At 40.8% G+C, this 22,279-nt stretch carries 21 protein-coding genes; 6 read left to right on the forward strand and 15 right to left on the reverse strand.

Going from position 1 to position 22,279, the window contains the following annotated elements; genetic code table 11:
• The first annotated feature begins 29 nt into the window (after positions 1 to 29).
• Positions 30 to 3,725, forward strand: coding sequence for a carbamoyl-phosphate synthase large subunit (carB, locus tag HMPREF2086_RS11375; RefSeq protein ID WP_023927235.1), 3,696 nt, complete (start codon positions 30 to 32; stop codon positions 3,723 to 3,725).
• Between the two features lie 88 nt (positions 3,726 to 3,813).
• Here the strand turns inward: carB and HMPREF2086_RS12300 are convergent, their stop codons facing one another.
• The 6 genes from HMPREF2086_RS12300 to HMPREF2086_RS02750 form a co-directional block, all read right to left on the reverse strand.
• Positions 3,814 to 3,948, reverse strand: a complete 135-nt coding sequence (locus HMPREF2086_RS12300) for a hypothetical protein (protein WP_267902065.1) — start codon at positions 3,946 to 3,948, stop codon at positions 3,814 to 3,816.
• Between the two features lie 111 nt (positions 3,949 to 4,059).
• Positions 4,060 to 4,995: a glycosyltransferase family 2 protein gene (locus HMPREF2086_RS10645; protein ID WP_023927237.1), complete on the reverse strand. Its 936-nt coding sequence runs from the start codon at positions 4,993 to 4,995 to the stop codon at positions 4,060 to 4,062.
• The gene (locus tag HMPREF2086_RS10650) at positions 4,988 to 6,049 is read right to left on the reverse strand and encodes a glycosyltransferase family 2 protein (RefSeq protein ID WP_023927238.1); all 1,062 of its coding nucleotides are present in this window, start codon (positions 6,047 to 6,049) and stop codon (positions 4,988 to 4,990) included. Before HMPREF2086_RS10650 ends, HMPREF2086_RS10645 begins: the two co-directional genes overlap by 8 nt.
• A complete protein-coding gene (locus HMPREF2086_RS02740) occupies positions 6,028 to 7,152 on the reverse strand; it encodes a glycosyltransferase (RefSeq protein WP_023927239.1) in 1,125 nt (374 codons plus the stop codon). The genes HMPREF2086_RS10650 and HMPREF2086_RS02740 overlap by 22 nt, the downstream gene beginning before the upstream one ends.
• Positions 7,152 to 8,051, reverse strand: coding sequence for a UDP-galactopyranose/dTDP-fucopyranose mutase family protein (locus HMPREF2086_RS11130; protein ID WP_084330299.1), 900 nt, complete (start codon positions 8,049 to 8,051; stop codon positions 7,152 to 7,154). Before HMPREF2086_RS11130 ends, HMPREF2086_RS02740 begins: the two co-directional genes overlap by 1 nt.
• The gene (locus HMPREF2086_RS02750) at positions 8,048 to 8,446 is read right to left on the reverse strand and encodes an NAD(P)-binding protein (RefSeq protein WP_023927241.1); all 399 of its coding nucleotides are present in this window, start codon (positions 8,444 to 8,446) and stop codon (positions 8,048 to 8,050) included. Before HMPREF2086_RS02750 ends, HMPREF2086_RS11130 begins: the two co-directional genes overlap by 4 nt.
• A gap of 195 nt (positions 8,447 to 8,641) precedes the next feature.
• Between HMPREF2086_RS02750 and HMPREF2086_RS02755 the strand changes: the two genes are divergently transcribed.
• From HMPREF2086_RS02755 to carA, 3 genes are all read left to right on the forward strand, one after another.
• Entirely contained in the window at positions 8,642 to 9,868 is a 1,227-nt protein-coding gene (locus HMPREF2086_RS02755; RefSeq protein WP_023927242.1) for an NAD(P)/FAD-dependent oxidoreductase, read from the forward strand.
• Positions 9,869 to 10,021: 153 nt separating this feature from the next.
• Complete coding sequence (locus HMPREF2086_RS02760) at positions 10,022 to 10,573, forward strand: DUF507 family protein (RefSeq protein WP_023927243.1); 552 nt, start codon at positions 10,022 to 10,024, stop codon at positions 10,571 to 10,573.
• A 143-nt stretch (positions 10,574 to 10,716) separates the two neighbouring features.
• Positions 10,717 to 11,880 carry a glutamine-hydrolyzing carbamoyl-phosphate synthase small subunit gene (gene carA / locus HMPREF2086_RS02765; RefSeq protein WP_023927244.1) on the forward strand — a complete coding sequence of 388 codons (1,164 nt, stop codon included), beginning with the start codon at positions 10,717 to 10,719 and terminating at the stop codon, positions 11,878 to 11,880.
• 86 nt (positions 11,881 to 11,966) lie between these two features.
• Here the strand turns inward: carA and HMPREF2086_RS02770 are convergent, their stop codons facing one another.
• The 6 genes from HMPREF2086_RS02770 to rpsB form a co-directional block, all read right to left on the reverse strand.
• A complete protein-coding gene (locus HMPREF2086_RS02770) occupies positions 11,967 to 13,154 on the reverse strand; it encodes a hypothetical protein (protein ID WP_023927245.1) in 1,188 nt (395 codons plus the stop codon).
• Between the two features lie 9 nt (positions 13,155 to 13,163).
• The gene (locus HMPREF2086_RS12035) at positions 13,164 to 15,167 is read right to left on the reverse strand and encodes an MBOAT family O-acyltransferase (RefSeq protein WP_023927246.1); all 2,004 of its coding nucleotides are present in this window, start codon (positions 15,165 to 15,167) and stop codon (positions 13,164 to 13,166) included.
• Positions 15,133 to 15,429, reverse strand: a complete 297-nt coding sequence (locus tag HMPREF2086_RS11885) for a hypothetical protein (protein WP_023927248.1) — start codon at positions 15,427 to 15,429, stop codon at positions 15,133 to 15,135. Before HMPREF2086_RS11885 ends, HMPREF2086_RS12035 begins: the two co-directional genes overlap by 35 nt.
• 329 nt (positions 15,430 to 15,758) lie before the next feature.
• Complete coding sequence (locus HMPREF2086_RS10660) at positions 15,759 to 16,361, reverse strand: NanQ anomerase/TabA/YiaL family protein (RefSeq protein WP_023927249.1); 603 nt, start codon at positions 16,359 to 16,361, stop codon at positions 15,759 to 15,761.
• Between the two features lie 184 nt (positions 16,362 to 16,545).
• Positions 16,546 to 17,613 carry a translation elongation factor Ts gene (gene tsf / locus HMPREF2086_RS02790; protein WP_023927251.1) on the reverse strand — a complete coding sequence of 356 codons (1,068 nt, stop codon included), beginning with the start codon at positions 17,611 to 17,613 and terminating at the stop codon, positions 16,546 to 16,548.
• Positions 17,606 to 18,532, reverse strand: a complete 927-nt coding sequence (rpsB, locus tag HMPREF2086_RS02795) for a 30S ribosomal protein S2 (RefSeq protein WP_023927253.1) — start codon at positions 18,530 to 18,532, stop codon at positions 17,606 to 17,608. Before rpsB ends, tsf begins: the two co-directional genes overlap by 8 nt.
• A 301-nt stretch (positions 18,533 to 18,833) precedes the next feature.
• On the opposite strand from rpsB, the gene HMPREF2086_RS02800 reads away from it, so the two are divergent.
• Both HMPREF2086_RS02800 and HMPREF2086_RS02805 read left to right on the forward strand, forming a co-directional pair.
• On the forward strand, positions 18,834 to 19,364 hold the full coding sequence (locus HMPREF2086_RS02800; RefSeq protein WP_023927255.1) for a DUF4279 domain-containing protein: 531 nt from the start codon (positions 18,834 to 18,836) through the stop codon (positions 19,362 to 19,364).
• Entirely contained in the window at positions 19,364 to 20,071 is a 708-nt protein-coding gene (locus HMPREF2086_RS02805; RefSeq protein WP_023927257.1) for a queuosine precursor transporter, read from the forward strand. The genes HMPREF2086_RS02800 and HMPREF2086_RS02805 overlap by 1 nt, the downstream gene beginning before the upstream one ends.
• Positions 20,072 to 20,139: 68 nt before the next feature.
• On the opposite strand, the gene acpS is transcribed toward HMPREF2086_RS02805, so the two are convergent.
• The 3 genes from acpS to rsmD all read right to left on the reverse strand — a co-directional run bounded on the left by acpS (position 20,140) and on the right by rsmD (position 22,265).
• A complete protein-coding gene (gene acpS / locus HMPREF2086_RS12305; RefSeq protein WP_023927259.1) occupies positions 20,140 to 20,778 on the reverse strand; it encodes a holo-ACP synthase in 639 nt (212 codons plus the stop codon).
• A gap of 179 nt (positions 20,779 to 20,957) precedes the next feature.
• A complete protein-coding gene (locus tag HMPREF2086_RS02815; protein WP_023927260.1) occupies positions 20,958 to 21,512 on the reverse strand; it encodes a flagellar basal body-associated FliL family protein in 555 nt (184 codons plus the stop codon).
• A 21-nt stretch (positions 21,513 to 21,533) separates the two neighbouring features.
• Positions 21,534 to 22,265: a 16S rRNA (guanine(966)-N(2))-methyltransferase RsmD gene (rsmD, locus tag HMPREF2086_RS02820; RefSeq protein ID WP_023927262.1), complete on the reverse strand. Its 732-nt coding sequence runs from the start codon at positions 22,263 to 22,265 to the stop codon at positions 21,534 to 21,536.
• Between the last annotated feature and the right edge of the window lie 14 nt (positions 22,266 to 22,279).

A 22,279-nucleotide genomic window follows, 5' to 3' on the forward strand; every position in this document is an offset into this window, starting at 1 on the left:
ATTCCCTAAGAACTTCAAAAGGACTTCAAATGCCACAACGCACCGACATTAAAAATATCTTACTTATTGGCTCTGGACCCATTGTCATTGGGCAGGCGTGTGAGTTTGACTACTCTGGCACGCAAGCTGCAAAGACGCTCAAAAACTTGGGCTACCGCGTGGTGTTAATCAACTCCAATCCCGCTACGATTATGACTGACCCTGATTTTGCCCACCGCACTTATATCGAGCCGATTACCAAAGAAGTCATCACAAATATTATCGCACAAGAAAAAATTGATGCGATTTTGCCTACTATGGGCGGACAAACCGCGCTTAATGTCGCAATGGAAATGTATGAAAGCGGGGCACTAGATGGGGTAAAGTTTTTGGGTGCAAACCCCGCTGCAATCAAAAAAGGCGAGGATAGACAGGCGTTCAAAGAAGCAATGCTAAAGATTGGAATGGACTTGCCAAAGAGCCATTATGCCTACAATGAGGAGGAGGCAGAACAAGCCGCGCAAAATATCGGCTTCCCGCTTATCATTCGCGCAAGCTACACACTCGCAGGTGGCGGCAGTGGCGTGGCGTATAATATCGAGGAGTTTAAGGCGTTAGCAAAAGCGGGGCTAGAGGCAAGCCCGATAAATGAGATTCTCATCGAGGAAAGCCTACTAGGGTGGAAAGAATTTGAAATGGAGGTAATCCGCGATAAAAATGATAACTGCATAATCGTGTGTAGCATCGAGAATCTAGACCCTATGGGCGTGCATACGGGCGATTCTATCACTATCGCTCCCGCGCTCACGCTCACGGACAAAGAGTATCAGCGAATGCGCGATGCGAGCTTCAAAATCCTGCGTGAAATCGGCGTGGATACGGGCGGGAGCAATGTGCAATTTGCCATAAATCCTAAAAACGGGCGAATGACGGTGATAGAAATGAACCCGCGCGTATCGCGTAGCTCGGCACTAGCGAGTAAAGCCACAGGCTACCCCATAGCCAAAGTCGCCACAATGCTTGCCGTTGGATTTAGCCTTGATGAGATTAGCAATGACATTACAGGCACACCTGCAAGCTTTGAGCCTAGCATTGATTATATCGTTACCAAAATCCCGCGCTTTGCGTTTGAGAAATTCCCCCTAGCGGACTCTACGCTTACTACTTCGATGAAGTCTATCGGTGAGGTTATGGCGATTGGCGGGTGCTTCAAAGAGAGCTTGCAAAAGGCGTTGTGTAGCTTGGAGAATGGACTTTGTGGCTTTGATAGTATCACAAGTGATATTGAGCTAGCAAAGAGGGAAACGCGCCGTCCAAATGCTAATCGAATCCTCTATGTCGCGGATTGCTTTAGGCTTGGGCTTAGTATCGATGAAGTGGCGGATTTAAGCCACATTGATAAGTGGTTTTTAAGCCAAATCTATGAGCTAGTGAGCGAGGAAGGGCGTGTAAAAAGTGAAATCTTGCGTGATTCTCAAGCTATGCGAAACCTCAAATCACAAGGCTTTAGCGATAAAATGCTAGCAAGGCTTTTGGCGCAAAATGAGGGCGTGGAGGTAAGTGAGGGCGAAATCTATATGGCGCGAAAGGAAATGGGTGTGGTGGCGCGGTATGAGGAGGTGGATACTTGTGCGGCGGAGTTTGAGGCGCTTACGCCGTATCTATATTCCACAATCCCCTGCAATCCATTGGGCAATTCGTCTTTGGGTAATCATTGCACAGATTTACTAGATTTTGAGAGTTTGCAGACGCTTAAGTCTAGCTCACTCCCAAAATCTAGCAAAAACTCCACAAGCACCACCGCAAATACTAGAATTGTAGATTCAAGCATTGCCGATTCACGCGAATCTTTATCGCAAAAAGACAACGCGCAAAAGGTTTTAATCATCGGTGGGGGACCAAACCGAATCGGGCAGGGAATCGAGTTTGACTACTGCTGTGTGCATTCTAGCTTCGCGCTCAAAGATTTGGGTGTGCAAAGCATAATGTATAACTGCAACCCAGAGACCGTTAGCACGGACTATGACACGAGCGATACGCTGTATTTTGAGCCTATCGACTTTGAGCGCGTGCGCTCTGTGGTGGAGAGAGAAAAGCCTAGTGGAATCATCGTGCATTTTGGTGGGCAAACTCCGCTCAAACTTGCCAAAAATCTCACTACAATCGGAGCAAAAATCATCGGCACAAAGGCTTCTGTAATCGACACCGCGGAGGATAGAGAGAAATTTGCCGCGTTCGCACAAAAGCTAAACCTAAATCAACCCCAAAACGGCTCTGCTGTGAGCAAAGATGAAGCCTTTGACATAGCGCACAAAATCGGCTATCCTGTGCTTGTGCGTCCAAGCTATGTGCTAGGTGGGCGGGCTATGCGTATCGTGCAAAGCGATGAGGAACTGCGCGTGTATATGGACGAGGCGGTTAAAGTGAGCGAGGATAGCCCCGTGCTGATTGATAAGTTTTTAGACCACGCTACCGAGCTTGATGTCGATGCGATTTGCGATGGGGAGGAAGTCTATATCGGCGGGATTATGCAGCATATCGAGGAAGCAGGCGTGCATAGCGGGGATAGCACGAGTGTTTTGCCTAGCATAAGCATAGATGAGAAAATGTTAAAATTGATTTGTGAGAAAACCGAGCAAATCGCCCTAGAGCTAGGAATCATAGGGCTACTAAATATCCAATACGCTATCCACAAAGACACGCTATATATCATTGAGGTAAATCCACGCGCTTCGCGCACCGTGCCTTTTGTGAGTAAGGCTACGGGGATTCCGCTAGCGAAAGTCGCTACACGAGTAATGTGGAATTGCACTATAAATTCGTCTTTGGGTAATCATTTGGGTAATCCCTCCACCTCGCTTCACTGCGGCGCACACTCAAGTGCACCTCATTCGCAAGGCGAAGCGATTACCCAAAGCATCACCGCAAATACTAGAATTATGGACTCAAAAAATAACTCTACTATAAACGCAAATTCTAGTATTGTGAGCGAGAAATCGGGGTTGTGTAGCCACGAGCGAGGAAATAAGACTAAAGCGTCTATTGACGAAGCGAGTGGCAAACTCCACGATTTATCGCCACAAGGCGAATTTGCAAAAGGCATTTTGCGTGAAGCACTAAAATTTTATGATATTTTCAACCGCATAGATTTCACTACTAAGCCACTAAGCCACAAGACACTAAATCATATTTCTGTCAAAGAATCTATTTTCCCCTTTAATAAGCTAAATGGTGCGGATTTGATTTTGGGACCAGAGATGAAAAGCACGGGGGAGGTTATGGGGATTTCTTCGCGCTTTGGGATTAGCTTTGCCAAAGCGCAAAATGCCAGCAAAAACACCCTGCCAAAAGAGGGCAAGATTTTTATTTCTCTTGCTGATTGTGATAAAGAGTTTGCACTAAGTGTGGCGAGTAAATTTATCAATCTAGGGTTTAGCGTGTGTGCGACAAGCGGGACACATAGGATTTTGCAAGAAGCGGGGATTGCTATCTCTTGCGTGCTAAAGATAAGCGAGGGACGCCCAAATATCAAAGATTTGATAATGAATAAAGAAATCGCCCTAGTGATAAACACAAGCGATGGAGCGCAAAGCACAAATGACGCAAAATCTATCCGCCGACAAGTGCTAAAAAGCTTGATTCCTTACTTTACGACTATCGCTGCTGCGGAGGCTGCCGCAGAGTCTATAAAAGAAATCCAACAACACGATAGCAATATCCCCAAAGCCTTGCAGGATTTTATGTAAAATGTCATTTTTGTGAGATTATGTGGCTTGAAATATTTTGGAAAAATGACTTAAAAAATTGCGAACCTTATGTGATATGGCTTGGGCATTATTGTCTAAAATAGCTACTATGCGAGCTGACATTTACGCAAGCAAGGATAAGCAAATCATCTTGCCTTTTATAGATTAGGTAGCAAATCAGGGCGTATATGACATTATTTAGCCCCTTTAGACTCTCTACCACTCGCAATGCTTCAGCATTACATTTTCTATAATCAGCGTCATTTCAAACCTTTAATTTTATATTCATTGCAACATTATAACGCAAGGTTGCAAAAAGCATTAAAGATAAAATCTATGATTTGCCAAGCCAAAATTCTTTCCAAAAAATTGTCAAAATTTTTGTATTTCTATATTTTTTCACACTAAATATTTTTTCATTTAGTCGTTTTCTAGGTGAAGTTAGCAAAAGCAAAGTTTTTATATCTCTTTCAAAAATTTTATATATTTCGTTTTTATCACCACCTTGTGCTAAAAATTTATCAAAATGTTCATCGAATCTATATTTTGTATAATCCAAAAGTTTGGTTAAATTATATTTTTTAGCGAGTTTTGCATTTAGCTTAATTCCTTCAAATGCGCTTAAAAGTGCCTTCTTACTTATATCTTTGTGTGGGTTAAAATATAAATATGTCGGCTCTTTTAGCGCATAAAATTGCTTTGCCTTTATCATTGCCTCAACAAAAAATGGCGGGTCCTGAAAGCGACTAAAATGTGGAAATCTTATATCTTTAACCAAATCTTTTGCATAAATAAAACGATAAAATCCATAGTCAAATTGATAACTTTTATAATCCACAAAGCCATCTTGCTTAAAAAAGAATCCATCAGTTTGCCTAGTTGAATCCACTTGATATTTAAACGCCATAGAACCACCACAAATTTGCACCCCTTTTTCTTTGGCGGTGTGATATAAAATTTCTAGCGTATCATTTCTATAAAACCTATCATCACTATCCAAAAATGCAATAAATTCGCCTTTCGCCTTTGCTAATCCTGCGTTTCTAGCTACTCCAGCACCCATATTTGATTGCTCGATTAGATTTATGCGACTATCTTGCCTTGCAAATTCGCGTAAAATCGCTCCCGTGCTATCCGTGCTTCCGTCATTTATGCAAATGATTTCTATATCACTTAGGGTTTGTGCTAAAATAGATTTAAGGCAATTTTCTAAAAATGCTTCACCATTATATATGGGTAAAATAACACTAATTGTTGGTATTTTAGACATTTGCAAAGCCTTTTTTAATCTCAAAATTTCCTAGTTTGAAGTGGATTTCGCCATTTCTGATTCGTAGTCTAAATACGCGCCTACGAAGCTCTTTAAATGGCAATTTCGGCACTTTACCTGCCATAATCGTTTGCACCCATTTTTTGATTTTTGGCTCAAAGTATTTAAATTGTGGATTTTTGTAAAGCGCAAAAACTTCGTGCATTCTTTTAGCGTATATGGCTCTATTTTTGGCATTTTGTTTTTTGAAAAAATCGTAATTGCAAAGCGAAGCACCATAAAAAAACTCCTCTTTCAATTCGTCAATCAAAGAATTTTTTAACAACGCCTCTCTTGCTTGTAGCGTTGCTTCAATGTGTCGCATTAGTTTTTTTGGCTCTGCTTGCATAGAATTACCTTGCCCTAATTCTGTTCTATAATGATAAAGCGGTTCTTTGATAATATACATTTTTGGCACTGTGGCTAAAACCTCCATAGCAAAAGGAAAATCTTGGTAAGCCGCACCTGCCGTTTCATAGAATTTGATATTTTTTACAAAGTTAGCCTTGTAAAGTCCTGTCCATATACTCGCGTGAAAAATAAAAATCTGCTTAAATTCCTCTCGTGGATTAAAGGCATAATTGGGTGCTAGATTTAGGTCTTGATATTTGGGATTATAAGTGTGATTTTTCTCTAGCGAGTGCGAATCATACACAAAAAAGTTGCATTTCACTAGCTCGACATTTGTTTGCTTTGCTTTTGTGTAGAGTTTTTCATACATTGTAGGATTGATAAAATCATCAGATTCGACTATACCGATATATTCACCCCGTGCTTGTGCTATGCCACGATTTACCGCTACGCCATATCCGCCGTTTGACTGTTCGATTAGATTTATGCGACTATCTTGCCTTGCAAATTCGCGTAAAATCGCTCCCGTGCTATCCGTGCTTCCGTCATTTATGCAGATGATTTCTGTATCTTGCAAAGTTTGGCTTACCACGCTTTGCATACATTCGCGGACATATCGCTCGACATTGTAGCAGGGGATTACTATTGATACTTTTGGTTGCATTGTTGCTCCTTATGTTTGATTTTTATGTAATGTTTAAAATAATGCTTGATTTTACGCCACAAGCCTTTGGGCTTTGGCTCTAAAAGCTCGGCGTAAAAATTGCGTGGCGAATCCAAAATCTTTGCTAATTTGCGTCTTTGATGCCACTTAAAGCCACAAGATTTGATTTGGGATTTGCTTAAAAGCGCAAAATCTTTTTGGAATCTATATAGAAATTCTAGCTTTGATTCATCGGCGATTCGCCCGACATTCCACCTATATCCGCAAAATTTTAGATAATGATATAGCCCACTATAAACACTCATAAGGTTTTCTCTCTCCAAAAATCGCGCTATATAGTCATACTCATCGCAAATGCAATACACTTTGCCTTTGTCATTTGATGATGAAGATTCATTATCCGTGCGGTAGCAATAGTGCGCCTTATCTAGCAAGTAAAGCGAATCTGCTAAAATAGTAGTGATAAATGAAAATCCTGTGTCTTGGTAGGACGCGCCTAATGATTCGTTAAATCTAATGTTATGCTTTTTTAAAAATTCGCGCTTAAAAATACTGCTTTGATTCATTTTCCACGCGGTTTTTAGTAGGGCGATTTTGGTTTTTATGGATTTTGGGCTTGAATCTAATCGTGAATCCGAGCGTGAATCAAAAATGAGTTTTTTGCCATAAAAATGCGCATTCTTTACTATGGGCGTATGTGTGAATTTATACGCGTCATTATCCGTGTGGAAGCATAAAATATCGCTTTTAACTATATCGCAATCTTGCGCCTTTGCTATGCTATAAAGTCGCTCAAACATTGTGGGCTTGATGAAATCATCAGATTCGACTATGCCGATATATTCGCCCCGCGCTTTGGCAATGCCTAGATTCATCTGGTAGCCATAGCTTTTGCGCTCGGCTATGATAAAACTAATGCGCGAATCGCTCTTTGCATAATCTTGCAAAATCTGCAGTGTGCCATCAGTGGAGTTTGCATCTACGACTATGATTTCTATATCGCGTAAGAGTTGATTTAGCACGGAGTCTATACACTCTTTGAGATAGTGCGCAGAATTTAGCGTGGGGATAATGATAGAGATTTTGGGGTTATTTTTGTTCATTATTGCAGCTCCTTCTTTGCTAGACTTAACGCCTCACTTATGATTTTATCCATATCAAAGTATTGATACGCGCCAAGTCGTCCGCCAAAGATGATATTTGATTGCTTTTGGGATAAGGCTTTGTATTTGGCATAAAGGGCGGCGTTTTTCTCATCATTGATAGGATAAAACGGCTCTTTGCTTATGTCCCAAGATAGCGGAAACTCAATGCTTAAAATCGTGCTAGGGCTATCCACAAACTCAAAGTGCTTATGCTCAATAATGCGCGTGTATGGAATCTCTAAGTCGGTAAAATTCATAACCGCTACGCCTTGATAGTTCTCACACTCTAAAATCCGCTCCTCAAAGCGCAATGAGCGATATTCTAGCGCACCAAAAGCATAGTCAAAGTAGCTATCAATCGCCCCTGTGAAAATAATCTTTTTGGCGATTTTGTGGAAATACTCTTTATCGCTTAGAAAGTCCGTATTTAGCTCTACTTCGCAATGTGCTAGGAGCTTTTCAAAGATAGGCGTGTAGCCACCTTTGGGAATGCCTTGATATGGGTCGCTAAAATAATTATTGTCATAGATAAATCGCACAGGGATTCGGCGGATAATGCTTGGTGGTAAATCAACACACGCCTTGCCCCACTGCTTTTGTGTGTAGCCTTTGATGAGCTTTTCATAAATGTCATTCCCTACAAGAGAGATTGCTTGTTCTTCTAAATTGCGCGGGGTGTGGGTGATTTTGGCTTTTTGGGATTCGATAATCTCTTTTGCTTGTTGTGGGGTTAGAAAGTTTGGCGTAAGTGGAGTGTGGGAGAAATTTTGCGGAGTTTTAGAATGTGGCGCGTTGTGAGAGTGTATGATTTGCGAATGAAGTGAGTTAGATTTTTGTGAATTGTTAGCGGATTTTATGCCGTGAGTGGTTCTCCCCCCCCCCCAATAATGTGCGTGATATTTTGTGCTTTTGCACCATTGCCAAAAATCTGCGCAAAAGTATTCATATTAAAGGGCAGATTGTAGATTTCGCCTTTATAGTTTGCAAGGGGAGAGTTTATGAAGTGGTTAAACTCGCAAAATTGATTTATGTATTTCCAAATCTCACGCTTTGTGGTGTGGAAAATATGTGCGCCGTATTTGTGGATATTTATGCTTTGTCCGTGCGAATCAAAGCCTTGCGTGTAGCAGTTGCCACCGATATGATTGCGCTTGTCAATCACAAGGCACTTTTTACCTCTTTTACTTGCTTCATAGCCAAAGACTGAGCCAAAAAGCCCAGAGCCTACGATAAGATAGTCATATAGCTTCATTGTGATTTGCACCTCTTAGATTTTGCTACTTTTTAGTCGCCAAATTTCAATCCCGCAATTATAGCCGTTTTTTTTTTTTTTTGGTTTAAATTAAATCAAAAATAAAATCCTTAAAATTCCCTATATTTTTAGATTTTTATCAACTCTTTTTTATTATTATTGTGCAAGATACATTAGCTACAAAAAGGAGCATAAATGCAAAACACCACACCACAAAATCCACCCAAAATCCTAATCATCGGCGGAGGATATGGCGGGCTAAAAGTCGCGCTAGGACTACAAAGAAAGCTAAAATCCCCCGCACACATTACGCTTATATCAAAGCACGACTACCACTACCAAACCACCCTCCTACACAAAGTCGCCATAGGCACGCTAGGCTCGCGCAAAGCTAGAATCTTTTATCGCAAAATCTTAGACCCTCAAAAAGTCGGCTTTATCAAAGACAAAATCATAGAGCTATGCCCACAAGAAAACAAAGTAAAAGGCAATGGCGGAGAGTATCATTACGATTATCTAGTCATCGCACTTGGGTTTAAGCCAGATAGCTTTGGGGTAAAGGGTGTGGATAAGCACACTTATAAGCTATCTTCGCTAAATGCCGCGCTAAAACTTACCAAAAATATTGAAAACAAATTCAAAGAATATACCCACACCAAAAATCAAAAAGACTTAGAAGTGGTTGTTTGTGGCACGGGATTTACAGGGATAGAGTTTACCGCAGAGCTTGCTACACAGCTTGATGAGCTTTGCCTTATTTGTGGGATTGATAGGCGATTGCCAAAGCTTACTTGCATAGGGAGAGCAAAGCAGATTTTGCCTGTGTTTGAGCAAAGTCTAGCCAAAGTAGCGCAAAACAAGCTAGAAAAATACGGCGTAAATGTCCTAACAGGCACAGACATAAAAGAAATCCAAGAGGGCAAAGTAATCGCACAGCGAGATGGCATAGATGTAGAGATAGAGGGCAATACAATCATTTGGAGTGCAGGCGTAAAGGGAAGCGACATCATCGAAAAATCCATAATCCCAAACAAAAAGGGCAGAATCCCTGTAAATGCCCAGCTACAATGCGAGCCATACCCAAATATCTATGTGGTGGGCGATAGCGCACTTGCTACGGACAAAGATGTTATTCACGCGCCCACAGCACAGCTCTCTGCACAGATGGGGGACTATATCGCCGAGCTTCTTATCGCAAAAGTGAAGGGCAAAGAGTTTCAAAAGCCGTTTAAATTTTATCACAGAGGGACGGTGTGCTCTATCGGGCATACTGATGGCGTGGGTGTCGTCTATCACAAAAATGTCAAAGGCGAGTTTGCCGCGTTTATGAAAAACACCATAGAAAATAAATGGCTTTATAGCTTGGGTGGATTTGGAATGGTATTTAAAAAAGGGCAGTTTAGGTATAGGACTAGCAACTAGCTGCGCGTTTTCGTGCTTTTGGATTTGGTGTGGCTAAAAACTTTTCGCGCTTAAAAAGAAATTTATCAAAAACACGCTACAATACGCTACTTTGTTTTGGCAGGCTTTTGTTTTATTTGGCAGATTTTATTTTATTTTGGAAGGTTTCACAAGATGCGCTTAAGACTAAATCATATCGGCTATATCGCCAACAAAATCGCCCTAGAGCTTTACAACGCTAGCTTTGTAACGCTAAATGTCCCACTAGAATCACTATCAAAAGTCGCCCAAGAAATCCTAGAATCTGATACTAAAAAAGAACTTGCTATCGATAAAAAAGCCCAAGAAATCGTAGATGAAAATCAGCAAGAGGTGGATTTTATCCGTGCTGATGAGCGGAGGCTTTTTGGGCTTATCAAGCGACAAATTGCAAATGAAGAGAAGTTTTTGCTTTTTTGGGACGATAGGTATAATGCCCTCTCTCACAAGATTTTGGATACGCTTATCCAAAAGCAATATATCAGCTTCCATATCAGCAACAATCAAGTGAAAAATGTGATTTTCAAAGCGATAGATTCTTTTGCCAAAATGCACGATAGTATCCAAGATGAGGTAATGCAAAAAATCAAAAACTACAAGCGCAAACTACTAGCAGGCACTGATGAATACGAGCTAATCTATGAAAAACTCTATGATGAGGAGCTACGCAAGAAAGGGTTTTTGTAGGATTTTGTGGGTTTGGTGGTTTTGTGGATTTTGGTGGCAGTTTTTTGTAGCATTTTGGCAATGGTTGGTTGCTTTTGGAGAGGTAGTTGAGGGTAGTTATCGTTAGGAGGCTATTTTTGGAATCTTTGTTAAGGAAAACAAGTATGAAAAAAATCTCTACAAAATCACAGAAAAAACAAGTTTGGATATATTGTGCAAATGGTGCGTTTTTTAGTGGGAGGCTTTTTGCAGGGGGTGGCACGAGTGTGGGCGAGCTAGTGTTTAACACCTCTCTTTGTGGATACCAAGAAATCATTACCGACCCGAGCTATGCAGGGCAATTCATTACCTTTTGTATGCCAGAGATTGGGATTGTGGGGACAAATGAGCAAGATTGCGAGAGTAAGGGGGTGTTTTGCAGAGGGGTGCTAGTGCGACATTATGAAGATTTTGTGTCAAATTTTCGCTCTACGCAGAGCTTGGAGAAGTTTTTGGACTCTAAAGGTGTGCTAGGGATATGCGACATAGATACCCGCGCTATCGTAAAAATGCTTCGCAAGGAAGGTGCTATGATGATGATAGCTTCTAGCGAGATAAGCGACAAAGATGAGCTAGCTAGGATTCTATCTAGCTCTACTCCCATAGAGTTAGAAAATCTAATTGAGCAGGTAAGCACCAAGTCGCCTTATACGCACGATGAAGCGGAGTTTGACTTTGCCAAAATGCAATATGCCAAGCCAAAGACACATACCAAAATCATAGTCATAGATTTCGGTGCGAAGCGAAATATCCTAAATGAACTTGCAGAAGTCGGGCTAGAGCCTGAAGTGTGGGGGTATGAGTTTAGCGCGGAGGAGGTTATCACTCGCTTTAGGGAGGGCGAGATTGGCGGGGTGTTTCTCTCAAATGGACCGGGCGACCCTAAGTTTTTACGCCCACAGATTGAGCAAATCAAAAAACTAATAGAAGCAAAAATCCCTATGTTTGGGATTTGTCTAGGGCATCAGCTATTATCAATAGCGCACGGACACCAAACGCATAAGCTAAAATTTGGACATCACGGGGGGAATCACCCTGTGAAAAATCTAACCACCCAAAGCATAGAAATCACTTCCCAAAATCATATCTACTCTGTGCCAGAGTCCATAGCGCAAGTCGCTCATATAACGCACAGAAATCTTTTTGATGATAGTATCGAGGGGGTGCGCTATAAAGATTCGCCGATTTTTTCCCTGCAGCATCACCCAGAGGCAAGCCCCGGTCCAAGAGAATCACGCAGTATTTTTGCGGAATTTGCCACATTGATAAAAGAGCACAAAAAGGCGTAAGGTATCGTAAAATTAGTAAAAACTGATTAGTAAAAATATAAAAAAGTCTCTAGTTTTTTTGTTAAATATTATTTTTGCTACAAATTTTATCTAGGCAGATTTGGATTTTGTCTCGCTTCCCATTCTTGTATTTGCTCAATAAGTGGGGCTATGTCGTAATTTTTGATTTTAGATTCCATTGTGGCTAGGTATTTATCAATATTTTGCGGTGTCAAAATATGCGTCCCATTTGCGATGGCATCAAGTTGCATACTATTCATATCTAAGTAATAATGTGAGTGGTCGCAATAATTTGCGATATTACCCGCATAGTCCAAGTTATCAAAACCATAGATTTTAGCATTTTCTAGATTCGCGACTTTTTGTGTGAGATAGGGCAAAATCTGCCTTACTTCAGCAAAAATCTCTTTGCCATTTCTGCCCTTATGATACACTTCGTTAAACGGAAAAAGAGCATAGAAAAATCGTGGATAAGGCGGAAATATGAGATAAAACTCAATTTGTGGATTTTCTCTAATCGTCTCTAATATGCTCTCTTGCAAATAGATTTTTTGCTCATCAAAATTTAGTCGCTTTGTTTCCTCGCTTTTGGGGCGAAAGTCATTTTTTACATACTCGCTATATTGCTTCGCAGTTTGCTCTTTTTGCCACTCAGTCCAATTTACCATTCCACCAAAATATTTTCGCTCACTTCGATAAGTTTGCGCTATCGTTTCTAAGTCATTTTTATCGCCCACACATTCTGCCTTTTTGCTCCACCTTAAAGCGCATTTGATAAATTTTTTATTCAAATCACGCTTAAATTTTTCTAAAAATAAACCCTCTGTATAAAGGCGCGAATCAACCCGCCAAGAAGTAGAATTTTCCCTATCGCCATTTATCAAAGCAAAATTATCAATCGAAAAAATCACTTGCTTGATATTTTTGCGCTTTAGCGCGTAGTCTAGTAGGATTTTGCGCTCACTAAAATCGCTCCCAGCAAGGCTTAGATTTACCCACTTGCCACCTAGCTTTTGCCCCGCTTCTTTTGCCGAAGTGTTTTCAAGCAACGAAGTGCCTAAAATCACGCTATCAAAGTCCGCGCTATCAATGATTCCTTTTGCTTGAATCCGTATATCGCTATGGTAAGTAGTAGCGCGAAATATAGGCTTATGAAATAACCAAAATGGGTCGTAAATGTATAGCAACGCACACAATGCAAATCCACTAAATACTACCACGCTGACAATCCCAGCAAAGCAAATACTAAAAATTTTGTATTTTTTTGCGCTCATACTCGTCCCCTAAAAATTAAAATACAAAAATGGTGTGTATGCGTTTGAATCAAGTAGATTTGAGAGCATAGCCCAAATGGCTATATAAAAAAGTGCGATAGTTAGCACAAAGCGCGTAAATACCGCACCACCTTTAAGATAAATCTTTTTGTTAAAAATGCGTAGCGCAAGGCGAAATCGCAAATATTGCGTGTCAAAATTTTTCAGCATTTCAAAGCTATTTTTACACGCCAAACACACGATAAATGCGATAATAATATAAAAAATCGTGTCATTTCGCCCACCTATTTGCGCTAGGACTTCAGGCATTCTGTGTAGTTTCTGTGGCAACTCTACCCATACAATACCAAACATTCCTTTGATAAGATTCACCGCACCATTTAGATTTTCGGAGCGGAAAAACACCCAAGCGATATTTATAAAGTTAAATGTGATAAACCAGCAAAGGAATTTATAAAGGCGCGTTTGGGTAAAGCGGAGGAATTTTTGATTTTTTTTCATTGCTAGAAAATAATATTTTATTGTCATTTTGAGACTTTTTAACTTTGTCATTCTGAGCGAAGTGAGCGAAGAATCTCTACTTTGCGTTATTTGTAGAGATACTTCGCTACGCTCAGTATGACAACGCATAATAGATTTTGCAAGCCTTTCTAAAATCCACGAGTAGATTCGATGAATCATCATTGCCACTCCGTGCAACACTCCCCATATCACAAATCCCCACCCAGCTCCGTGCCAAATTCCGCTTAAAAACGCTACAATAAAAAGATTGCGTAAGTTTAGAATCTTACCTACACGATTGCCACCTAGCGGGATATATAAGCATTCGCGCAAAAATCGTCCTAGCGTGATATGCCACCTACGCCAAAACTCTGTAATGTTTAGCGATTTATAAGGCGAATCAAAGTTAAGTGGCAACACTATGCCAAACATTAGGGCAAGTCCCATCGCCATATCGCAGTATCCGCTAAAGTCAAAATATAGCTGAAATGTGTAGCTTATCGAAGTCGCCCAACTTTCTGCTATATTTAGCACTCCGCCTTGCTCTACTACGCCAAATCCTGCATTTGCCCATTTGGCGAAACTATCAGCGATGAAAACTTTTTTGAAAAGCCCAATGCTAAATATAAAAATGCCTTTGGCGAGATATTCATAATTGATTATAGATTGTGCGTTGTCTTTTTGGGAATCTACCCACCCCCTAACCCCCTCCGCAAAGGAGGGGGAATTTTTAGAGTGTGTGTATTCCATTTCGTCATTGCGAGATTCCACAATTCTAGTATTTGTGGTGGTGCTTGTGGAGTTTTTGCTAGATTTTGGGAGTGAGCTAGACTGAAGTGTCTGCGAATTCTCAAAATCTAGCAAATCTGCGCAATGATTACCCAAAGATGAATTGCCCATAGAGGCGAATTGTGGCATCATCTCGCGGTGGTGAACAATCGGTCCCGCAATCAACTGCGGAAAAAAGCTAATAAATAACGCGTAATCCACAAAATCAATGTGTAGATTTTCTCTCAACTCGCCTTTAGTGCGCTTGTAGCAGTCAAACAAAAATGCGATTTGCTGAAAGGTTACAAAGCTAAGTGCAAGTGGGAGCAAAATATGTGGCAGTGGAATATCAAAGTCTAAATGTGCTAGTTTGCTAAAGGTGTTGAAATTTTCTAGCAAAAAGTCTGTGTATTTGAAAAAGCCAAGTAGGGAAAGATTAAAGATAATGCCAAGAATGAAGTAGAATTTTGGGACAAATTCGTCTTTCGGCGATAAATCGTCGAGACTTGCCACTCCCTTCGTCAATTCGCAGAATTTGCGAGTGTAACAAAGCAACCATAGACTCTCAGTCTTATTTCCTTGCTCGTGGCTACGCAACCCCGATTTCTCGCTCGAAATACTAGAATTTGTGCGGTTATTGTTGTGGATTGCTTCGTTCGCTTCGCTCCCTAGCAATGACGAAACATCGGCGTTTGAATCGCGTGAGGCACTAGAATCTAAATAGCGATTCCCCCCCCCCCCCATTAGTTGCGCTAGATTTTAGCACAACTAATGGGTTGTAATTTTTTAGAATGAGTTTTGCCAAAGTGTAATTTATAATAATCGAGCTAAGCAAAATAGGTAAATACGCCACTTTCCAAAACGCATAGAAAAATAGACTAGAAATAATCAAAAATATTTTTGCGATTGTGTAGTGGGATTTGAATTTTGCATTTTTAAGCAAATGAAACACTATCCACACGATAGGTAAAAATATAAAGATGAATGTGAATGAGGAGAAGAGCATTTATGTCCTTATTTTTAAGAAGTTTTTAGTAAAAGTTTTTTTCACAAGATTTTGCAAGAATCATTAAGAATCTTTTTATAGAAAATCTTGTAGATTTTAGCAAGGAATCTTTATAAAAAATCACAAAATCTACATAGGTGTAACGCGCTACATTAAAAGCATAACTAAATCCTACTAAAGCCTTACAAGGAACTCACAGAGCAACAAAAACTATGCAAACAAAAACTACACAAAGAGTAATAAAGCTAAAACAAAACTAAAATAACAAAGCGCAATGATAACAAAAAAAAAAAAACGCAAAAGAATTTGAATACTTCTAAAACGAGTTTTTAGGGAAAAAGCTCTAGAGGGACTTTTAGCACGGTTTTATGCACTTCTGGGATTTTTTTGGCTGTCGCACCACCAAAATCCTCTAGCCCAAGTCCGCCTGCGTGGACATCTTGTGGGAAAAACACCGCTAGCGTTCCTGCGTTTAGAAATAGCTTTGAGCAGTGATTGGGAGTTTTATACACAAGCAAATCTTTTTCTGCATCGTATTTTTCTTCTATCGTGCATTCCCCACTAGGAGCGATGAGAAAATACTCCTGCCCCCGCACGATAAGCTGAAAATCCACAAACTCTTTGTGGCTTTCAAAAAAGGCTTTGGATTCTAGCTTTAGCGGATAGCTTTGCTCTATTGCGTAGATATTTTTGGTGATTTGGATTTTGCTCTCGCCCTTTGTAGATAGGATTCTTTGGTGGATTGGGCTTTTGGGAGTGAGTGCTTCAAGCATATATGGATAGACATATTGGAGTGCTTCAAAGACATTTGGTGGTTCTTCATTCACGCTATTTGGATTGATTTGAGCGCGATTTTCATCGATATTTAGACTATCAAAAAACTCTGGTGCAAAAACCTGCAAAAGCGCACCCGCCTTACCAAATACTGCCATTTTTACCCCTTTATTCACAAAAGATAAGCGCGATAAGCAGGAATACCGCGCTTTTTAGCCTTTCATTGTAGCATTTTTGTTTGTATTTGTGCTAAAGATTTTGCCTAGATTTTGCTAGGCAATCTTTTTTCTACGATTGTCTTTGCAGATTTGTTTTTGCGACTTTTTGCCACCTATTTTGTTGCTATTTCATTTGCGCGGCGACTTCATCAGCGAAGTTTTCAGCTTTTTTTTCTATCCCCTCGCCAAGCTCAAAGCGCGTATATTCTAGGATTTCTATCTCATCGCCTAGCTCTTTTGACTTTTCTTTCACAACTTGTGCAATCGTTTTTTTGTCATCTAGCACAAAAAACTGCCCTAGCAAAGTAAGCCTTTGGTCGATGAGTGTGTTATCTGCGATAAATCTCTCAAGTTGACCTGGGACAATCTTATCCCAAATCGCCTCTGGCTTGCCCTGCTTGGCTAGGTTTTCTTTTATCTTGGATTCTTGCTTTTTTAGCACTTCATCGCTAAGCTGTGCACGCGAGACAAATTCTGGCACATTTTTGAGAGGTTTGCCAAGTCGCTTTAGCTCTTCGTTTTCTTTCTCTATTTCAGCGGCAAGTGCTACGCATTCTTTTTCCAAAAACTCTTTGCTAAACCCACTATAATCAAGCACTGTAGGCTTCATAGCCGCTGCGTGCATACATAGATTTCGCACTAGCTCGGCGATTTTTTCTGCATTTGCGCTGTTTTGGAATCTAGCACTGATAAGCACGCCTACTCGTCCATTGAAATGCACATATCCATTTACAAGTGTGTTTGGCTGTGCTTTTATGCTTTTGATTCTGCGGAGTATGATATTCTCGCCGATTTTTGCGATTTGACTTTTTAGGTAGTCATCAAAGCTACTGGAATCTATCTGTAGATTTTGCAAGTCTTGTGCGTCATTTGCGGAGTTTTCATAGGCGAGCGAAGTGATTTTTGCTACCAAGTCTTTGAAGTTGTCGTTTTTGGCGACAAAATCCGTTTCGCTATTTATCTCTATAAGAGAGGCTTTGGAAAAATCTTTTGCCACTTCCACAGAGATGACACCCTCTGCGGCTACTCTATCAGCTTTTTTTGCAGCTTTGCTAAGCCCTTTTTCGCGCAAGTATTCTACCGCTTTTTCCAAATCTCCATTTACTTCGACAAGTGCTTTTTTGCAGTCCATCATTCCCGCGTCTGTCATCTCGCGGAGCTGCTTTACAAGCTGTGCGCTAATCTCACTCATCTTCGCCACCTTTTCGTGATTTTGGGCTTTCCTTTGGAGTGCTTTTTGGTGCTCTAGGAGCGCGTGGAGCTCTAGGGGTTCTAGGCTTTTTGTTAGCTTCGCTTGCTTCATCTGCTTGGCTGGAGCTTTTTTCACTCATAGATTCTTGCATAGCCTCTTGCAAGACTTCTTGTTTTTCTTTCTCGCTTGCGGGCACATATTCGCTTGATTGGGCGAAGTCTCCCTCTTGCAGTGCTTCAGAGTTCATCTCTCTCCCCTCAATGATAGCTTCACTCATCTCTTTGCAAAATAGCTGAATAGAGCGAATCGCATCATCATTTCCCGGGATAGGATAGTCTACTTTGTCGGGGTCGCAGTTGGTATCAAGCGGGGCGACTACGGGTATGCCAAGTCTGCGTGCTTCTGCTACGGCGATTTTTTCTTTTACGACATCGATGACAAAAAGCATATCAGGGGCTTTTTTTAGGTGTCGCACACCGCCCAAATATTGGGTAAGTTTGTCTTTTTTGCGAAGTAGCATAAGTTTTTCTTTTTTGGTTAGCAAGTCGATTTGCCCGCTAGATTCCATTTCTTCGATGATTTCTAGCTTGCGGACGGAGCGTTTTATCGTGCTAAAGTTTGTTAGCATTCCGCCTAGCCAGCGATAATTCACATAGGGGACATTGACTTGCTCGGCTACTTCTTTGATAGCTTCGCTTGCTTGTCGCTTCGTCCCTACAAACATTATCACTTTGCCTTGTGAGGCTGCCTCTCGCACGATATTGTAAGTGTATCGAAAGTATCGTAAAGTCTTTTGTAAGTCAATAATGTGGATATTTTTTCGCACACCAAAGATAAATGGCTTCATCTTTGGATTCCATCGCCTTGTCTGATGCCCGAAATGCACACCGCATTCAAGCAAATCTTTCATCGTTACCATTGTAGATTCTCCTCTTTAGATTTGGTTTGTCATCCACGCTCTTTAACGCAAAAAGGGCTTTTTGCTAGCCCAAATCGCGCAACACAAATAAGGAATAGCGTGTGTGAAATGTAGTCTCGCACTTAGATTTTGAGACAAAATGGACGAGCGGATTCTAGCCTAGTATCCCTGATTTTTTGCTTAAATTTAGCAAAATCAAAGCAAAACCACAATAATCAAACACAATCAAATAGAATAATTTAGCTTTTTGCGATAAAATGCGCGTTTTTGGCTTACTAAGATTTTGGCTTTAAGGGTAGAGATGCAAAAGCGGTCGTATTTTATGCTTGGGATTGAGCTATATATGGAGGACTTTTTGCCATTAGATATTTATGGCGAGCTAGGACTTCGCCCTAGCGAGTGCAAGATTCCACAAAAAGAAGCCATAACCCTATCCTATAAGGATTGGAGGGCAAGCCTAGAGCGTTACAAAAACGATGATTCTAATGGTATTGAGCCACAAGCCCAGCACAAAGCAGATGAGGCAAAAGAAGCAAAAATCGATGAAGCAAAAAAAATAAAGGGATTTTACAAAATCCGCTCAAAATCTTTTGAGTTTCATTCTTTTCGCAAAGAGTGCGATAGATTTGTCGCAAGGCTAGAAAAAAAGAAAAAATCCCTCCTAGCGATTAAGCAAAAGCATAACGCCTTTATCGTGCTTAGAATCTATGCTTTTATCAACAAAAAAGACTTCATAAGGCACGATTCTATATGGCTAAATCTATCTGCAAGCACAAGCCGATTTTGCGCTAGTGTAAATGCGAGAATCCTCACACAAATAAAGGTGCTATGATGAGCGTAAAAACCCCGCAAAACCCTAACCCAAAATCCAAAAGCGACACAGAATCAACGCATAAAATAAACCCTGAAATTCGCTCCAAAACAAACTCCAAAATCCACCTAGAAAATCAGCAAAAAATCCAGCCAAAAAATCATTGGAAAGGGACAAAAATGCCACCAAAAGTGGTGCTTGTAAGCTCGCTACTTTTAAGCGCGATTATCATCACAGCAAACTACACCGTGCAGTTCAAAATAGGCTCTACGCCGCTTACTTTTGGTGCGCTTACTTATCCTTTTAGCTTCTTGCTACTAGATGTTTTGAGTGAAAAATACGGCAAACAAGAGGTGGTAAAAGTGCTTTTTTTGGGGCTTTTGATTGCTTTTTATCCCTCTTATTTTGCCTCTACCCCACAAATCGCCCTTGCTTCTATCATTGCCTTTTGCGTATCCCAGCCGCTTGATGTAGTGATTTTTTATACGCTAAAGACTTACGCGCCAAGACATTGGTGGCTTAGAAATGGTGGCTCGACATTGAGTGCGCAATTTATCGATACGATAGTGTTTTTTTGCGTGGCATTTTGGGCGGTGCAATCTGTGGGCGAGTCTTTGCAAATGGCTTTGGCAGACTATTGTATAAAAGCAATGGTAAGCCTTGCAAACACGCCGATTTTTTACTTGCTTGCGATTCGGGCAAGGCGGATTTGGCGCAATATCACTTAAATGCAAATATCACTTAAGTGGATTGTGTAAAATTTTGCACGAAAATTTGCGTTAATTTTGAAAAATGCCTAGCATAGACACAGCACAACTGCGATAGCAAACCCGCCATCGTGGCTAATGCTTAGGGTAAATTTGGGGGTAAATGAAGTAAATGAATTGGGGGAAGTGCTAGCCACTTTGTCGGCTACTTTGCTAGATAAATGATTTTTTTTGAAGTGTTTTGAGAAATGCTTTGAAGCGCGTCTAGATAGTGTGATTTGAGGGGCGTTTGCGCTTGTGTAGGATACAATCATATCTTTAAATCCCAAATTTTTGCTGATACCCACACCAAGTGCTTTGCTACACGCTTCTTTACTTGCGAAAAACCCAGCCACGCTCGCAGGAGCAAAACCTTTTGATTTCAGTAGCTCTATCTCGCTTTTGCGCAAAAATCGCTTCAAAAAAGCATCTTTATAGCGAGATAAAATCCGCTCTATGCGAGAGATTTTTACAATGTCAATGCCAATGCGTGGCAACCAAATGCACGGCGATTTTGCAAAATCTACAAAATCACTTTGACAATCTTTTTTTGCAAAATCTAGCAAATCCTTTTTTGAATCTAAAGACTTGTGAGATTTTTTGCAAGACTTTTTGCTAGATTTTGTAGATTTGCTGGCGCATTTGGGCACACACTTAGCAGAGTTTTTTTTCATCTTGTGTTTTGGCATTTATCCACTCTATATATTTCTATCTACGCTTAGAAACCCCCCACGCCTAAAATCCAAAATCTTTAGAGAAAAATCTTTATGGAATCAAAAATTTAAGAATCCAAATTCTACAAAGCGATTTTGCAAAATCGCAAGATTCCCCTAAAAGATTCCAAAGACTTTATAAAAGCTACAAAGACTTATGAAAGCTGTATGATATAGTTTGTGAAAAGCACCGCGCTTACTTCACCGTCCATCAAAAATTCATTAAACCTATCCCTTAGCTCATTAAGGGCGCGATTTTTTCCTTTTGTGGTGTTTAGCTCTTCAGGGCTTTTGGTGCTTAGCACATCGATGATTGTGGATTTTATGATGTCGAGTTTTCTCTCTACTTCGGCTTGGAGCTTGGCATCACTTAGCACGAGCGATACACTCACTTGCAAAAACGCTATTCTGCCTTGCCCAGATAGATTGATAAGAAATGGTTGCCCTACGATTGGAAAAATCGGACCAGGGTTTAGAAACACTGCTGCTTCACTACTAAGGTTTGAATTTCGCTTCATAGATTTTTCTTGCTTTGCGGGCTTTTTTGCTCCATCCTCTGCTCCCTCTTCTTCCTCGTGTCCACCGCTCATTAGCATTATCACCACCACACCTATGATGATGAGAAGTAGCACCGCGCCCAAGATGATAAATAGCATCATCTTGCTCCCGCCTTTTGCTCCTTCTTGCTGTCCGTTTTCTTCTTCTGTCATTGTTGCTCCTTTGCCTTTGGTTTAGCATAATTCTTTGGGTGCAAAGTATGTAAGCGAACTTTTTCCAAATCTCTTTATCCGCACTTGAGAGAAGCACCCCAAGCACTCTTTAAACGCGTATAAGCTACTATGCTCGATGATGATAAGCCCCAACGCCCTAGAGTGAATATGAGCGATAATATTAGCGCATTTTTCATAAATATCGGCATAATTTTGGCGCATAAAAAATGGCGGGTCTATATACAATATACTAGAATCTGTGAGGGTGGCAAGAAATGTGGGGAGATTTTGCAGGCTATCGCCCTGTATGATTTGGTAGTTTTGGGGATTTTGCTTTGGTGCGCTTTTGTCTATGTGTTTGCTTATAAGGGCGAGATTTTGTCTAAGGACTTCCAAAGCCTCTTTATTTTGCTCAAAAAATACTGCCTTTTTTGCGCCACGACTAAGTGCTTCTATCCCCATACTCCCACTCCCGCTAAATGCCTCTATGAAGTGCATACCGATGATATAGCTCCCCAAAGTATCAAAGCAAGATTCTTTCAAAATCGCTTTGCTTGGGCGGGCAGACTTTGGTGCATATAGCTTTAGCCCCTTGTGCTTGCCACCTATCACGCGCAGTGTCTTTTGCGTGCGCGGTGGCTTGCGTGTGTGTTGGGATTGCGTGCGACTTTTTGTGCTACTTTGCGTGCGCGGTGGCTTTGATTTTGGCGCACCCATAGATTTTGCTTTGCGTAGCGACTTTGATTCACGCATAGATTTTGACTGCT

Origin of the sequence: Helicobacter macacae MIT 99-5501, from assembly GCF_000507845.1 — a bacterium.
GTDB lineage: Bacteria > Campylobacterota > Campylobacteria > Campylobacterales > Helicobacteraceae > Helicobacter_B > Helicobacter_B macacae.

Bases quoted from the DNA above. Each gene is read 5' to 3' on its own strand.
- carB (WP_023927235.1), top strand. From the start codon at position 30: ATGCCACAACGCACCGACATTAAAAATATCTTACTTATTGGCTCTGGA.
- HMPREF2086_RS10645 (WP_023927237.1), bottom strand. From the start codon at position 4,995: ATGTCTAAAATACCAACAATTAGTGTTATTTTACCCATATATAATGGT.
- HMPREF2086_RS10650 (WP_023927238.1), bottom strand. From the start codon at position 6,049: ATGCAACCAAAAGTATCAATAGTAATCCCCTGCTACAATGTCGAGCGA.
- HMPREF2086_RS02740 (WP_023927239.1), bottom strand. From the start codon at position 7,152: ATGAACAAAAATAACCCCAAAATCTCTATCATTATCCCCACGCTAAAT.
- HMPREF2086_RS02750 (WP_023927241.1), bottom strand. From the start codon at position 8,446: ATGAAGCTATATGACTATCTTATCGTAGGCTCTGGGCTTTTTGGCTCA.
- HMPREF2086_RS02755 (WP_023927242.1), top strand. From the start codon at position 8,642: ATGCAAAACACCACACCACAAAATCCACCCAAAATCCTAATCATCGGC.
- HMPREF2086_RS02760 (WP_023927243.1), top strand. From the start codon at position 10,022: ATGCGCTTAAGACTAAATCATATCGGCTATATCGCCAACAAAATCGCC.
- carA (WP_023927244.1), top strand. From the start codon at position 10,717: ATGAAAAAAATCTCTACAAAATCACAGAAAAAACAAGTTTGGATATAT.
- HMPREF2086_RS02770 (WP_023927245.1), bottom strand. From the start codon at position 13,154: ATGAGCGCAAAAAAATACAAAATTTTTAGTATTTGCTTTGCTGGGATT.
- HMPREF2086_RS12035 (WP_023927246.1), bottom strand. From the start codon at position 15,167: ATGGGGGGGGGGGGGAATCGCTATTTAGATTCTAGTGCCTCACGCGAT.
- HMPREF2086_RS11885 (WP_023927248.1), bottom strand. From the start codon at position 15,429: ATGCTCTTCTCCTCATTCACATTCATCTTTATATTTTTACCTATCGTG.
- HMPREF2086_RS10660 (WP_023927249.1), bottom strand. From the start codon at position 16,361: ATGGCAGTATTTGGTAAGGCGGGTGCGCTTTTGCAGGTTTTTGCACCA.
- tsf (WP_023927251.1), bottom strand. From the start codon at position 17,613: ATGAGTGAGATTAGCGCACAGCTTGTAAAGCAGCTCCGCGAGATGACA.
- rpsB (WP_023927253.1), bottom strand. From the start codon at position 18,532: ATGGTAACGATGAAAGATTTGCTTGAATGCGGTGTGCATTTCGGGCAT.
- HMPREF2086_RS02800 (WP_023927255.1), top strand. From the start codon at position 18,834: ATGCAAAAGCGGTCGTATTTTATGCTTGGGATTGAGCTATATATGGAG.
- HMPREF2086_RS02805 (WP_023927257.1), top strand. From the start codon at position 19,364: ATGAGCGTAAAAACCCCGCAAAACCCTAACCCAAAATCCAAAAGCGAC.
- acpS (WP_023927259.1), bottom strand. From the start codon at position 20,778: ATGCCAAAACACAAGATGAAAAAAAACTCTGCTAAGTGTGTGCCCAAA.
- HMPREF2086_RS02815 (WP_023927260.1), bottom strand. From the start codon at position 21,512: ATGACAGAAGAAGAAAACGGACAGCAAGAAGGAGCAAAAGGCGGGAGC.
- rsmD (WP_023927262.1), bottom strand. From the start codon at position 22,265: ATGCGTGAATCAAAGTCGCTACGCAAAGCAAAATCTATGGGTGCGCCA.